A 14,620-nucleotide genomic window follows, 5' to 3' on the forward strand; every position below is an offset into this window, starting at 1 on the left:
GTGAGGTGAGTGTTTTGGACGTTCATTTGGTTAGAATAATCATACTAATTTTGCTGGTCTTGTTGTCCGCTTTTTTTTCATCGGCAGAAACAGCGCTTATGACCTGTAATAAGGTTAAGATGAAGGCACTTGCTGATGAGGGTAGTAAGGGTGCTGCGAGAGTATTAAGAATCTGCGAAGATACGCAGAAGATGCTCTCTGCGATACTTATTGGAAATAACATTGTAAACCTTAGTGCTTCGGCACTTATGACGGTGCTTGTGACCGAAATGTTTGGAAGCTTTGCCATAGGAATCGGAACCGGAGTGCTTACCCTCGTTGTTCTGATCTTTGGTGAGATCATTCCCAAGACCATAGCAACAGCTTATGCGGAGAATATTTCTCTCTGGTACTCGGGGATTATTGTGGCGCTCATGGCCATCATGGTGCCATTTAGCTTTATCATCAACGGTATCGCCACAATCATATTGAAGATTCTTCATGTGGATACTGATAATCGTCAGGCTATGACCGAGAACGAACTCAAGACTTATGTTGACGTAAGTCATGAGGACGGTGTCATCGAGAGCGGAGAGAAAGAGATCATCTACAACGTATTTGATTTCTCCGATGCCGTTGCCAAAGACATCATGATACCCAGGATTGATATGAGCTGTGTGAGCACACAGGCTACCTTCGATGAGGTTATGAAGGTCTTTAAGGAAAACATGTACACCAGAATTCCTGTTTACGAGGGAAATGAACAGGATAATATCATAGGACTGATAAATGTTAAGGACCTTATTCTTCTTCAGGATAAGGAGAATTTCAAGATTTCTGATCACCTGAGAAAAGCTTATTATACCTACGAGTTTAAAAAGACTGCGGACCTTCTTGTTGAGATGAGAGAAAAGTCCCAGAATGTTGCTTTTGTCCTGTCTGAGTACGGAGCAACGGTAGGTATGATAACACTTGAGGATCTTCTTGAGGAGATCGTCGGAGAGATCCGTGACGAGTATGATTCTGATGAGATCAATCTCATTAAGAATATGGGCGGAAGGCGTTACCTGGTAGAGGGTAACATGAAGCTTGATGATATAAACGATGAACTTGGTACAGATCTTGATTCCGAGGACTATGACTCCATTGGTGGTCTTATGATCGAAGCTCTGGACAGACTTCCGGGGTACGGAGAAACAGTCACACTGGATAACGGAATCACCCTTACAGCAAGGGGAATCAAGGGAAATCGTATCACTAAAGTTTTAATAAAAATGCTTTAACTATTCCGGAATCTATGATATACTGAATCGACATAAAAAAACTTAAGGTGCATTAATTGGCATTTCAAGTAGGAGGCAATATTATGAAGCATGTAAAGTCATTAGTAACAAGAAATCTTAAGGAATCAATGAAGAAGGGCGGATGCGGCGAGTGCCAGACATCATGCCAGTCAGCTTGCAAGACTTCCTGCACAGTAGGTAACCAGAGCTGTGAGCAGCTTAGCAAGTAATCTTTACCGATAAGTTAAGCAAAAATGCCGGGCAGCGACCCAATAATCGGTCGCTGCCTATTCTTGCGTTATATGATTTTATTTAGTTAGGAGTTTTTATTTTTATGGTTCACGCGTACACGAACAACGGCTACAACATAGTCCTGGACGTGAATTCAGGCTCTGTTCATGTTGTGGATGACGTTGTTTTAGACCTTGTACCCATCGTTGAGGAGAAGCTGATAAGCTACTACGGCACAGCAGCTGCTCAGGAAGGTGATGACAAGGAAGGAGATGAGGATTTCCAGAAGCTCTTTAATGAGATAATCCTCATGCCTGAGATATCCGGCAAGTATTCACCTGAGGATATCGGAGAGGCGATTTCTGAGCTCTTGGAGCTCAGGGCATCGGAAGTTCTTTATACCGATGATGTATATGAAAATTATGTCGAGGACTTCCAGGAGAGAGATACCGTTGTTAAGGCACTGTGCCTTAATATCGCTCACGACTGTAACCTCAGATGTAAGTACTGCTTTGCGGATGAGGGTGAGTATCACGGAAGACGTGCTCTTATGAGCGAGGAAGTCGGCAAGGCAGCCCTTGATTTCCTGGTTAAGAATTCCGGAAACAGAAGAAATCTTGAAGTGGATTTCTTTGGCGGAGAGCCTCTCATGAACTGGGAGGTAGTCAAGAAAATAGTAGAATACGGTCGCAGCATTGAGAAGGAGCACGACAAGAACTTCAGGTTCACAATTACCACCAACGGAACCCTTCTTACTGATGAGATCCTGGATTATGTAAACAAAGAGATGGGAAACATCGTTCTTTCCATCGACGGCCGCAAGGAAGTAAACGACTTCATGCGTCCCAGAAAAGGCGGACAGGGATGTTACGATGACATAGTTCCCAAGTTCAAGAAGGTTGCAGAATCCCGTCATCAGCTGCGTTACTTCGTAAGAGGTACCTTTACTCACAACAACCTCGATTTCTCAGAGGATGTTAAGCATCTGGCAGATCTTGGATTTAAGCAGATTTCTGTAGAGCCTGTTGTTGCTAAGCCTGAGGACTGGTACGCACTTAAGGACGAGGATATTCCCAAGCTCTGTGAAGAGTATGATAAGCTTGCAAAGTTCTATTTAGAGAGACGTAAAGAGGGAAGAGGCTTTAACTTCTTCCACTTCAATATAGATCTTGAGGGCGGCCCTTGCGTAGCCAAGAGACTTTCAGGCTGCGGATCGGGATGCGAATATTTGGGTGTTACTCCCTGGGGAGATCTCTACCCATGCCATCAGTTTGTAGGCAATGAAGACTTCATTATGGGAAATGTCTTCGAGGGCATTAAGAGAGACGACATCCGCGAGATGTTCAAAAAGAGTAACGTATACTCAAGACCCGAGTGTGAGAAATGTTTTGCAAGATATTATTGCAGCGGCGGTTGTGCTGCCAATGCTTATAATTTCAACGGTGACATCAATACGACATATAAGCACGGATGTGAGCTTCAGAGAAAGCGCATCGAGTGTGCGATTATGATAAAAGCAGCATTAGCTGAAGAAGGTTAAATGGAGGAATAATTAGTCATGAAAAGGTTAAAGTATGTATTGGCGCTTATCCTTGCCCTGGGACTTCTTGGGGGACTCGGATACTCAGCAGTTTACGGACTTGGCGCCGACAAGTCAGGATCACTTGACAGTATTGATCTCGGACTTGATCTCGCAGGTGGTGTCAGCATCACTTACGAAGTAGTTGGTGAGGAAAATCCTTCCAAAGAGGATATGTCAGATACCATCTACAAGCTGCAGCAGCGTGTGCAGCAGTACAGCACAGAATCTCAGGTTTACCAGGAAGGTGCAAACCGTATCAACATTGAGATTCCCGGTGTATCAGATGCAAACAAGATCCTTGAGGAACTCGGACAGCCCGGTAATCTGTACTTCATAGCACAGACAGATAAGGACGGTAACGAGAACTACACATACAGCTCAGGTTTTTCATATGATGCTGACGGAAACATCGTAATGGATGAGAACCCTGTGTTTGGTTATGTCCTCAACAAGACAATAGATGAGCTCAAGGCAGACGGTTCAATCGTTCTCGCAGGTGAGGATGTTGCAGCTGCTCAGGCAGGATATCAGCAGGACTCATATGGCGCACAGGAGCCTGTCGTATCTCTTGAGTTTACAGAAAACGGAACAAAGGCATTTGCTGATGCAACAACCAAGGCTTTTGCAAACGGTGAGAGCATCGGTATCTACTATGACGGACAGTTCATCAGTGTTCCTAATGTTCAGGCAGCTATTACAGACGGTAAGGCTGTTATCACAGGAATGAGTTCATTTGAGGCAGCAGATAACCTTGCTTCAATGATCCGAATCGGTGGACTTAAGCTTCAGCTCAACGAACTTCGTTCAAATGTTGTAGGCGCTCAGCTCGGTAGCAACGCTATCAGAACCAGCCTTATTGCAGCAGCTGTAGGATTTGCACTTATTGCAATCTTCATGATCGTATTTTTCAGACTGCTCGGTGTATCAGCAACACTTGCACTTGCTTTCTATTCAGGACTTATGGTGTTCCTGTTATCTGCATTTGAGATGACACTTACACTTCCCGGAATTGCAGGTATCATCCTTTCAATCGGTATGGCGGTTGACGCAAACGTTCTTGTATTCTCCAGAATCAAGGAGGAGATCGCATCCGGTAAGGCTGTTGATGAGGCAAGAAAGAACGGATATAACAAGGCTCTTTCATCAATCCTTGACGGTAACATTACAACACTTATCATTGCTGCCGTATTGTTATGGAAGGGTACAGGAAGCATCAAGGGATTTGCTGAGACACTTATTCTTGGTATCATCCTTTCAATGTTTACAGCTCTTGTAATTACAAGACTTATCACTTCAATCCTTTACGGAATCGGACTTCAGAGCCCTGTTCTTTACGGTAAGGCCAAGAAGGTTAAGAAATTCGACTTCATTGCAAAGAGAAAGATCTTCTACGGAATTTCCTGCGCAATCATCGTTGCCGGAATTATTGTTATGGCAATCAACGCATCAGCAGGAAAGGGTGCATTCAACTACAGTCTTGACTTTGTAGGTGGAACATCAACAACCGTTACATTTGACAAGGAATACTCTCTTGCAGAACTTGAGTCAGGAGTTAAGGAAGACATCAAGAATGCAGCAGGAATCAATGAGGTTCTTATCCAGACTGTAACAGGAACAAACCAGGTTATCTTTAAGACATCAACTCTTACAGTTGCTCAGAGAGAGGCTGTAGACCAGGCACTTGAGACTAATTACGGAGTATCACCTGAGAACATCGCAGCTGAGACCATCAGTGGTGTTATCAGTTCAGAGATGAGAACAGATGCTGTTGTTGCTCTTGCTATCGCTTTAGTTGCAATGCTTATCTACATCTGGATCAGATTCAAGGATATCAAGTTTGGTGCAGCAGCTATCATTGCGCTTGCACATGATGCCCTGATCGTAATCGTATCTTATGCATTTACAAGACTTGCTGTTGGTAACACATTCATCGCAGTAGTACTTACAATCATCGGTTACTCCATCAACGATACAATCGTTACCTTCGACCGTATTCGTGAGAACCTGCATCTTGCTACCGGCAGGAAGGAGCTTGAGGACCTGGTTAACACCAGTGTTTCCCAGACTGTTACTCGAAGCCTCTTCACATCAGCAACTACATTCTTCACAGTATTTGCTCTTTACATCTTCGGTGTAGCTGATATCAAGGCATTTGCTCTTCCTCTTATGGTTGGCGTAATCTGTGGTACATACTCATCAATCTTTGTTGCATCACCTATGTGGTATGACCTCAAGACAAGCTTTAAGAACTTTATTGGAAGCAAAAAAGCTGAATAAGGTATAAAAATAGGACACCGTTCATGTTTATAATAATATGAACGGTGTTTTTTTACCCTTTTGAGCATTTATTGCAAGGGTATAGACATCTTTTAGTATGGATTTGGGGAGTATTTATATGTCAAAATGGATGGTGAAGATGAAGAAGGCAGATTTTGATGCCATTGCAGAGAAATTCGGCATCAGCAGAATAACTGCCAGACTTCTGACCAATAGGGGACTTACTACAGACGAAGAGATAAAGAGCTACCTTTCAGGGGATGCGTCAATGCTTCATGACCCGGAAGAACTCGTTGACATTGACAGAGGCGCTAAGGTTATGCTGGATCGTATCTCAGAAGGTGCCAGGATCAGGGTTATCGGAGACTATGATGTAGACGGAATATGCTCTTCATATATTCTGGTCAAGGGCCTTGAGCTCTTCGGGGCGGACGTGGACTATGTTCTTCCCGACAGGGTCAAGGACGGGTACGGCCTTAGCATCAAGCTGGTGGACCTTGCCATAGCCGATGACAGAGATACCATTATTACCTGCGATAACGGAATTGCAGCTTACGATCAGATAAGACATGCCAAGGACGAGGGACTGACAGTTGTAGTAACAGACCACCATGAGGTGCCGTTTGAAGATGGATCTGATGGGGAAAAAGAGATCCTTCCTCCCGCAGACGCAGTTATAGATCCCAAGAGAAAGGACGGCAGCTGCTCATTTAAGGAAATCTGCGGAGCTGTAGTAGCATACAAGTTCCTTCAGATGATGGCAAGATTATCAGGCCGGGCAGAGGATCCGAAGGTTAAGGCTTTCTTTGACGAGATGCTCATCTTTGCCGGAATAGCCACAGTCTGTGATGTTATGGAGCTTCGTGATGAGAACAGGATCATTGTCAAGGAGTCTCTTAGGAGAATTTCAAATACAGAGAATGCTGGCCTTAAGGCACTGATAAATGTTAACGGCCTCGATGCCAGAAATATGTCGGCATTTCATTACGGCTTTGTAATAGGACCATGTCTTAATGCTACAGGAAGGCTTGATCTTGCATCCCGTGCACTTTCTCTTTTCCTTGAAAGAGATGTAAATGAAGCTGCCAAAATGGCGCAGGATCTGAAGGATATGAACGACTCCCGCAAGACTCTGACAGTTCAGGGTGTGGAAGAGGCAGTTTCAGAAATAGAGAAGGAGGCTGCCAAGGGAGAACTTCCCAAGGTACTAGTGGTATATCTTCCTGAAGTTCAGGAATCCATTGCCGGCATCATAGCAGGAAGGATCAAGGAGAAATATTACAGACCAACCATCATTCTTACCAATGGAGCAGAAGGCGCCAAGGGTTCAGGAAGGTCAATTGAGAGCTACGATATGTTTAAGGCTCTGTCTACCTGCAAGGAGCTCTTTACCAAGTTTGGCGGACACAAGATGGCAGCAGGACTTTCACTTCCTGTCGAGAACATAGATGAGCTGAGAACAAGACTTAATAATGAGTGCACACTCTCTGAGGAGGATTTTGTGCCGGTTCTTAAGGTTGATATGGTTCTGCCCTTTAGATATGCAGACATGGATTTTGTAAAAGAGCTTGAGATGCTTGAGCCCTTTGGCAACGGCAATGAGAAACCCATATTTGTCCAGAAGGATATAAGGCTCTTATCCGGAAGGATTTTGGGCAAGAATAAAAACTGCGGAAAGTACAGGGTCTGTGACGAAACAGGTACAGCCTGTGATATGATGTATTTTGGGGATTTGGAAAACTTTAACCGGTTCCTTGAGGATGAATATGGAGCCGGAAAAGTAGAAGCTCTCTATGCCGGAGAGGCAGGGCAGGCTATGACCATTAAGGCAGCTTTCTATCCCAATATCAACAGCTATATGGGAAGAGAGAGCGTTCAGCTGGTCATGAGTGATTATTCAAAAAATACCCCATAAACCACAAAAACACACGCAGGGGCGTGTGTTTGCGGTTTCTTATGAGGGGGAGATGTGAGCTAGTTCACATCTATAAGTATAATATAATACACATTTGTGTCGAAAATGTGACAAAAAAATTAAATATTGGAGGTCGACAAATGAAGCTTAGTAAACTGCTGGAAGGGCTTGAATACAGGATTACTGCGGGTAACAGCGATGTGGAATTAAACGCAGAGAGTATTGAGGTCAAGAATGTAATAAATGATAACAGGAAGATAGAAGAGGGTTCTCTTTTTATCTGTATTAAGGGTGCAAACTTCGATGGACACTCCTGTGCAGCAGACGCAGCAGAGAAAAATGCCGCTGCGATCGTAGCAGAAGCAGAGGTTGAGCTTCCTGAAGATTCCAAGCTTCCTGTAATAAGGGTTGCTGATACCAGATATGCAATGGCATTTATTTCAGCAGCATATTTTGATCATCCGGCTTCCAAGCTTAAGACCATCGGTATAACCGGAACAAAGGGTAAGACCACAACCACCTATCTTATCAGGAGCATGCTTGAGAATGCGGGCTACAAGGTAGGCCTTATCGGAACAATTGAAGTAATAATCGGCGATGAGCACATTCATGCTGAGAATACAACTCCTGAATCCTATACTCTTCAGGAGTATATGGCTAAGATGGTAGAGGCCGGCTGTGATGCGGTAGTAATGGAGGTTTCTTCTCAGGGACTTATGCTTCACAGAAGTCAGGGATTTATCTTTGATATCGGAATCTTTACCAACATCGAGCCCGATCATATCGGACCTAACGAGCACAAGGACTTCGAGGACTACATGCACTGCAAGGGACTTTTGTTTAAGCAGTGCAAGGTTGGTATCTGCAACGGAGATGATATCCACACAGATGACATCTTAAAGGGACATACCTGCGAGGTCGAGACTTACGGCTTCAACAAGGATGTTGATATTCGTGCCATCAATCTTGCATATATCAGAAAGCCCGGTAATCTCGGTGTATTCTTTGACACTGAGGGACTTATCGAAATGCATGCCGAGATAACAAATCCCGGTAAGTTCAGTGTATATAACGCACTCTGCGCTATAGCTGTTGCAAGACACTTTGGCTGCAGCCCTGAGCAGATTGCTCCGGCACTTAAGGGGGCCAAGGTTAAGGGCAGGATTGAGATGGTGAAGGTTTCAGATGAATTCACTCTGATGATCGACTATGCACACAATGCAATGGCTCTTAAGAGTCTTTTGACCACACTTCGCGACTATCGTCCCAACAGGCTTATCTGCCTCTTTGGTTGTGGCGGTAACAGGAGTAAGCTCCGCCGCTTTGAGATGGGCGAGGTTTCCGGACGATATGCGGACTTTACTATTATCACATCTGACAACCCACGTTTTGAGGAGCCTTTGGATATCATTGCCGATATCGAGACAGGTATCAAGAAGACAGACGGTAAGTATATTAAGATCACAGACCGCAAGGAAGCTATAGCCTATGCCATCGATCATGGCGAGCAGGGCGACATCATAGTACTTGCCGGCAAGGGCCACGAAGACTACCAGGAGATCAAGGGCGTCAAATACCACATGGACGAACGCGAACTCATCCAGGAAATCCTTGACGAGCGCAAATAAGAAGAATGTACGTAAAGGAGTTACGGTGGGGAAGGAAGCAACACTTTACGCGAATATAATAATAGACATTTCTCATGAGAAGGTGGATAGGCTTTTTCAGTATAGAGTGCCGGACAGGTTAAGAGAGAAGATAGCTGTCGGGGATTGTGTTGTTGTGCCCTTTGGAAGGGGAGACACACAGAGGAAGGGCTATGTTATTGAGCTGACTGACAAGGCTAATTGGGATCCGGACAAGATCAAGGAGATACTTGGCAGATCCAGTGAAATGACTTCTGCTGATGATATTTCAATAAAGCTCGCAGCGTGGATGAAGAGGAACTACGGCGGAACCATGAATGCGGCTCTTAAGACTGTGCTTCCATCCGGCAAGAAGATGAAGAGGCAGGTGCACAGGTTCGTGTCGCTTCGCACGTCTTTGGAAGATGCGAAAGAGACGTATTATGAGTGCATGAGCAAGAAGCAGAAGGCCAGAGAGAGGATATTAAAAGAACTTATAGAAAATGCCGGAGAGAGAATTCCTTATGAGCTGATAACGGATAAGCTCGGCGTCAGCTCCCAGACTCTTAAGAGTATGAGCGAAGCCGGAATCATCAGGATCGATAGTGAGGAGTATTTCAGAAATCCAATCGCCGGCACTACCACAAGATATGAGGACAAGGTGCTTAGCCCAGAGCAGCAGAGCATCGTAGATACTGTCAGCAGAGACTACGATGAGGGCAAGAGAGATACCTATCTGATCCATGGAATAACAGGCAGTGGCAAGACTGAAGTCTACATTGCTCTTATAGATAACATGATCAAGCGTGGGAAGCAGGCTATTGTTCTGATTCCTGAGATAGCACTGACTTACCAGACGCTGATGCGTTTTTACAGGCACTTCGAAGAGAGAGTCTCCGTTATGAATTCATCCCTTTCCCCAGGAGAGAAGTTCGACCAGATGGAGAGAGCAAGGCAGAATGATATCGATATTATCATAGGGCCGAGGTCAGCTCTTTTCACACCGTTTCCGAATACGGGGATAATCATAATAGACGAGGAGCATGAGCAGACCTACAAGAGCGACAATGCTCCCAAATACCATGCAAGGGAGACGGCCATAGAGCTTTCTAAGCTCCTTCCTGACGGAGCCTGTGTTGTGCTGGGATCGGCAACGCCTTCCCTTGAGTCCTATTACAGAGCAACAACAGGTGAGTACCATCTCTTTGAGCTAAAGAGAAGACTTACGGGAGGAACACTTCCGGAGGTTGAGATAGCTGACCTTAGAGAGGAACTAAGAGCCGGTAACAGATCAATTTTCTCATTAAGGCTTCAGGAACTTATGGCCGACAGACTCTCAAAGGGCGAGCAGGCGATGCTCTTTATCAACAGAAGAGGCTTGGCGGGCTTTGTTTCCTGCAGAGCCTGTGGACATGTCTTTAAGTGCCCTCACTGTGACGTGTCTTTATCAGAGCACAGAGGCGGAAGGCTTGTGTGCCACTACTGCGGACATGAGGAAGTAAGGCCGAAGATATGTCCCAAGTGTGGCTCGAAATACGTCTCCTCCTTCAGGGCTGGAACCCAGCAGATTGAGGATGAGGTTAAGAAGTTCTGGCCACAGGCCCGTGTCCTTAGAATGGATGCCGACACTACCAGAACAAAGGGAAGCTATGACAAGATCCTTTCGTCATTTGCCAATAAGGAGGCAGATGTCCTTGTCGGAACCCAGATGATCGTGAAGGGCCACGATTTCCCGGATGTTACGCTGGTGGGAATTTTGGCTGCGGATATGTCTCTTTATGCCAGCGACTTCAGAGCCAGTGAGAGGACCTTCCAGCTCCTTACCCAGGCGGCGGGAAGAGCGGGAAGAGGTACAAGGCCCGGTAATGTGGTCATTCAGAGCTATCAGCCCGAGCACTACAGCATTCAGACAGCATCAAGGCAGGATTATGATTCTTTTTACGAAGAGGAGATATCCTACAGGAAGATGCTGCGCTATCCACCGGTATCACATATGCTCTGCGTTCAGCTCTTTAGTAAGGATGAAGAGGAAGGAATGCAGTTTGCTACGAGGCTTCGTGCAGTCATGGAACAGCAGAAGGTCCCGGGAGCAGTCTTTATCGGACCTGCCTTTGGTTCCATTGGCAAAGTGAATGATGTATATAGAATAGTCATATATGTGAAGCTCGCTGACTACGACGTTTTAGTTGGTCTCAAGGACATGCTTGAGGGCTATATAAAAGAGCTTGAGGCAATGGGTAAGTTAAAGACCATAACCGTTCAATTTGACTTTGACCCCATGCATACCGTATGATTAGGTTACGTACAATCAAATTAAAATATCAGTTTTTATATAGGAGTAAGAAATGGCTTTAAGACAAATCAGAGAATATGGAGACGACGTCCTTGCCAAGGAGTGCAGGGAGGTAAAAGAGATAACACCCAGAGTTCGCGAGCTGGTAGAGGATATGCTCGATACCATGTATGAAGCAAACGGCGTGGGACTTGCAGCACCACAGGTTGGTGTGCTTAAGAGAATAGTTGTAATTGATGTATCACCTGAAGCTGATCAGCCACTTGTAATGATCAATCCGGTTATCATTGAGAAGGACGGAGAGCAGACAGGATACGAGGGATGTCTTTCACTTCCCGGCAAGTCAGGTATCGTAACCAGACCCAATCATGTAATAGCCAGGGCTATGGACCTTGATGGCAATGAGTATGAGATAGAGGGCGAGGAACTCCTTGCAAGAGCCATCTGTCATGAGCTCGATCATCTCGACGGTCATATGTATGTTGAGAAGGTAGAGGGAGACCTTGTAGATAACGAGGATCTCGTGGCTCAGCAGGAACAGGAGTATGAGGACAATGCGGAGTAATATGTCGCAATAAAAAAGAGACCAAAAGGTCTCTTTTTTTATTGCTCATTTTCTATGGAGCCTGTCGATTGTCTGTAGATGACATCTGTTTCGATATAGGTCTTTTTGTAAGGCATACTTGGATTTGCGATTCTGGCAAGTAAGAGATCGGCAGCAGTATAACCCATGGAGCTGCTGTGGATCTTCACTGTGGTAAGGTTTGGTTCAATGATCGTAGCTTCCGGTGAATTATCAAAACCGCATACAAGAACATCTCCCGGTATACTCTTTCCCATCTGCTTAAGAGCCTTCATGGTGGAGGTTGCAAGGAAATCATTGGCACAGAAGAAAACCTCCGGAAGAGCTTTAAAGGAGCGTATTTTTTCTGCTATGAAATCCGGATCAAAATATGGACTTGAGTCGTCATCAAGTATGCACAGATCTGTTCTTACTGCGATACCATTGTCGGCAAGTGCCAGTACGTAAGCCTGCCATCTCTCATTAAATGACTGGCAGTGGAATCTGTCTCCCACAAAGGAGATATTTCTTTTACCTGCATGGATCAGAGAGTTTATCAGGCGATAAACACTCGAGAGGTTTTCCATATAGAGTGTATCGGCCATGAGTGAGCTCTTTTGCATAATAGGAGTATCGACGAACAGGATAGGGATATTCTGCGAACACAGGAATCTGCTGTATTCCATGGAAAAGAGCTCGATGCATAGAATTCCTGCGATGTTATCGAGATTTATGTTGGCCGGAAAACACAGATTTTCTATCTCGTAGTCCTTTATTATATTTATTGAAAGCTTGTAGCCAAGAGAATCGATCTTGTTCTGAAAGGCTTCAAGGAGCTTGGTTCCGGAGTGAGATGCTCCGGGGAAGGAGTGCGTAAAGAGCGCAATCTCCATTTTGTCTTTACTTGCAAAAGAAGCGCTTCCCGTCTGGACCGGAGCGGATTCAATCGTTGTGAACTGCTTATAGCCCATGGCAGTAGCCATCTGGCATATCTTATTTCTGGTATCGGCTGATACACTTCCTGAGTTGTTCAGTGCTCTTGATACTGTGTTTCTTGACATCCCTAGGGCGTCAGCTATTTCCTGCAGTGTTACTCTGTTTCCCATAATTCCCCCAATATCTTTCTTTACTGTTTTATATGATACCTTGAATCGGTGCAATGTGTCAAATGTAACATCGCATGGATTACAAGATGTGCAAAATGCACAAATTAGACCTGCATAAAAAGTGGTATTACACGAAAATGTGCGACAAATGCACTTTTTAATTGATACAAATAAAACATAATGATATTATAATGCTGTCAAAAGATGGTGCAAAAGCACCAAAGGAGGAACCATGAAAAAGATAAAGACATTTATTATAGCGGGGATTGTTGCAACTTGCCTATTGGGATGCGGAACTGAAGAAGTAGCAAATGCAGCAGAGGAGAGTGCATCTGATGAGAGGTATCTTGGGGAGAGCATAGAAGATCATGTGCTTTTTCCTACATCAAGCGAAGGGCTTATCGGCGATACGATGCCATTTTATGACGACGGGAACTTTAATGTTTTCTTTCTGGCGGATCAAAGAGACGGAAAGCAGGGCTACCACCCATGGGGGCTTTTAAGGACAACAGATTTTACATCCTATGAAGATAAGGGAGTTGTCATAAACTACGCGGATGATGTAGAGGCTCAGGACATAGCCCTCGGAACAGGAAGTGTGATAAAGGGAAACGATGGCAAGTATCACGCTTTTTACACAGGCCACAACGATATGTTTGAACCCAAGGAAGCAGTTATGCATGCTGTCAGTACGGACCTTGAGAACTGGGAGAAGATACCTGAGGATACACTCTATGCAAACGAGAATTATTCTCAAAATGATTTCAGGGATCCTTACGTATTCTATACAGATTCAGAAAACTGCTATTCAATGCTGGTTGCGACAAGGAAAGACAACATTGGTGTAATAGCAAGGTATACATCAACTGATCTAAAGAGCTGGGAAGATGCCGGAGTCTTTTTTGAAAATGATATGGGCACGGACTCAAACCTGGAGTGTCCGTCGGTTCTTTCGTATAAGGGGAAATGGTACCTGTCTTTTTCTGATCAGTGGCCAAACAGGCTGGTGCATTACAGAATTGCAGATAATTTTGACGGACCTTTTACGATTCCCGAGAGGGACATATTTGACTGTAACGGCTTTTATGCCGGAAGGATGGAGACGGATGGTGAGAAGCTCTATATAGTCGGCTGGAACGGAACCAAAAAGAGCCACACAGACTCAGAGGATTATGACTGGGGCGGAAATATGGTAACTCATCTTCTGATGCAGCACGAAGACGGAACCTTGAGTCCGGTGCTTAATCCGGAGGTGGAAGCTCTTTTATCAAATGAGCTTGAGATTCAGCCGGTTAAGATGGCAGAGTCGGGTGAATTTGAGGATGGAAGCATCTCTTTTGCCGGAGATAAGTATGAGATGGCTGGATTTAAAGAGCTATCGGGAAGTTATTTATTTAAGACCACGATCAGGGACTTTGATAAAGACGGGATGTTCGGATTTTGCTTTAACACCAATGAGGAGAGTGTGGGACGTCTAAACATTGTCTTTGACGGAGCAAATGACAGGATAGATTTTTACAACGGCAGCAACATCATGGAGAGAACGGCTCAGTCCTATGTGCCATACGACATCAGTGATAAGGATGAGCTGGATGTAGAAATGCTGATAGCTGACGGAGTTGTGAGCATGTATGTAAATGATGAGATCGCATTTACTGCAAGAATGTATCTGTCGCAAGCTTCTGACTTTGGAGTGTTTGGTGTCGGTTCAAAGGTGCGCTTTGAGGATATAAAGATTTTTAAATAAACGCTCAGTCTTTTAGGGAG

Annotated in this window: 10 protein-coding genes; 9 read left to right on the forward strand and 1 reads right to left on the reverse strand. The window is 44.8% G+C overall.

Annotated features, from left to right (window positions below; translation table 11 throughout):
• The first annotated feature begins 14 nt into the window (after positions 1-14).
• The 8 genes from G589_RS0109205 (at position 15) to def (ending at position 11,750) form a co-directional block, all read left to right on the forward strand.
• Positions 15-1,262: a hemolysin family protein gene (locus G589_RS0109205; RefSeq protein WP_026521926.1), complete on the forward strand. Its 1,248-nt coding sequence runs from the start codon at positions 15-17 to the stop codon at positions 1,260-1,262.
• 83 nt (positions 1,263-1,345) lie between these two features.
• Complete coding sequence (gene scfA, locus G589_RS19420; protein ID WP_013281386.1) at positions 1,346-1,492, forward strand: six-cysteine ranthipeptide SCIFF; 147 nt, start codon at positions 1,346-1,348, stop codon at positions 1,490-1,492.
• A 104-nt stretch (positions 1,493-1,596) separates the two neighbouring features.
• Positions 1,597-3,033 (forward strand): thioether cross-link-forming SCIFF peptide maturase, encoded by a 1,437-nt coding sequence (gene scfB / locus G589_RS0109215; RefSeq protein WP_026521927.1) that lies wholly within the window; start codon positions 1,597-1,599, stop codon positions 3,031-3,033.
• Between the two features lie 18 nt (positions 3,034-3,051).
• A complete protein-coding gene (secD, locus tag G589_RS0109220; protein ID WP_026521928.1) occupies positions 3,052-5,352 on the forward strand; it encodes a protein translocase subunit SecD in 2,301 nt (766 codons plus the stop codon).
• Positions 5,353-5,470: 118 nt separating this feature from the next.
• Complete coding sequence (gene recJ / locus G589_RS0109225; protein ID WP_035775765.1) at positions 5,471-7,267, forward strand: single-stranded-DNA-specific exonuclease RecJ; 1,797 nt, start codon at positions 5,471-5,473, stop codon at positions 7,265-7,267.
• A 140-nt stretch (positions 7,268-7,407) separates the two neighbouring features.
• Positions 7,408-8,895 carry a UDP-N-acetylmuramoyl-L-alanyl-D-glutamate--2,6-diaminopimelate ligase gene (locus G589_RS0109230; RefSeq protein ID WP_026521930.1) on the forward strand — a complete coding sequence of 496 codons (1,488 nt, stop codon included), beginning with the start codon at positions 7,408-7,410 and terminating at the stop codon, positions 8,893-8,895.
• 25 nt (positions 8,896-8,920) lie between these two features.
• A complete protein-coding gene (gene priA / locus G589_RS0109235; RefSeq protein WP_026521931.1) occupies positions 8,921-11,185 on the forward strand; it encodes a replication restart helicase PriA in 2,265 nt (754 codons plus the stop codon).
• A 52-nt stretch (positions 11,186-11,237) separates the two neighbouring features.
• Positions 11,238-11,750, forward strand: a complete 513-nt coding sequence (gene def, locus G589_RS0109240; protein WP_026521932.1) for a peptide deformylase — start codon at positions 11,238-11,240, stop codon at positions 11,748-11,750.
• Between the two features lie 38 nt (positions 11,751-11,788).
• Here the strand turns inward: def and G589_RS0109245 are convergent, their stop codons facing one another.
• Positions 11,789-12,853, reverse strand: coding sequence for a LacI family DNA-binding transcriptional regulator (locus G589_RS0109245; protein ID WP_026521933.1), 1,065 nt, complete (start codon positions 12,851-12,853; stop codon positions 11,789-11,791).
• Positions 12,854-13,085: 232 nt separating this feature from the next.
• On the opposite strand from G589_RS0109245, the gene G589_RS0109250 reads away from it, so the two are divergent.
• Positions 13,086-14,600: a glycoside hydrolase family 32 protein gene (locus G589_RS0109250; RefSeq protein ID WP_026521934.1), complete on the forward strand. Its 1,515-nt coding sequence runs from the start codon at positions 13,086-13,088 to the stop codon at positions 14,598-14,600.
• The last annotated feature ends 20 nt before the right edge of the window (positions 14,601-14,620 follow it).

The organism is Butyrivibrio sp. VCB2001, from assembly GCF_000423965.1.
Lineage (GTDB): Bacteria > Bacillota > Clostridia > Lachnospirales > Lachnospiraceae > Butyrivibrio.

Bases quoted from the DNA above. Each gene is read 5' to 3' on its own strand.
- scfA (WP_013281386.1), top strand. From the start codon at position 1,346: ATGAAGCATGTAAAGTCATTAGTAACAAGAAATCTTAAGGAATCAATG.
- scfB (WP_026521927.1), top strand. From the start codon at position 1,597: ATGGTTCACGCGTACACGAACAACGGCTACAACATAGTCCTGGACGTG.
- secD (WP_026521928.1), top strand. From the start codon at position 3,052: ATGAAAAGGTTAAAGTATGTATTGGCGCTTATCCTTGCCCTGGGACTT.
- recJ (WP_035775765.1), top strand. From the start codon at position 5,471: ATGTCAAAATGGATGGTGAAGATGAAGAAGGCAGATTTTGATGCCATT.
- G589_RS0109230 (WP_026521930.1), top strand. From the start codon at position 7,408: ATGAAGCTTAGTAAACTGCTGGAAGGGCTTGAATACAGGATTACTGCG.
- def (WP_026521932.1), top strand. From the start codon at position 11,238: ATGGCTTTAAGACAAATCAGAGAATATGGAGACGACGTCCTTGCCAAG.
- G589_RS0109245 (WP_026521933.1), bottom strand. From the start codon at position 12,853: ATGGGAAACAGAGTAACACTGCAGGAAATAGCTGACGCCCTAGGGATG.
- G589_RS0109250 (WP_026521934.1), top strand. From the start codon at position 13,086: ATGAAAAAGATAAAGACATTTATTATAGCGGGGATTGTTGCAACTTGC.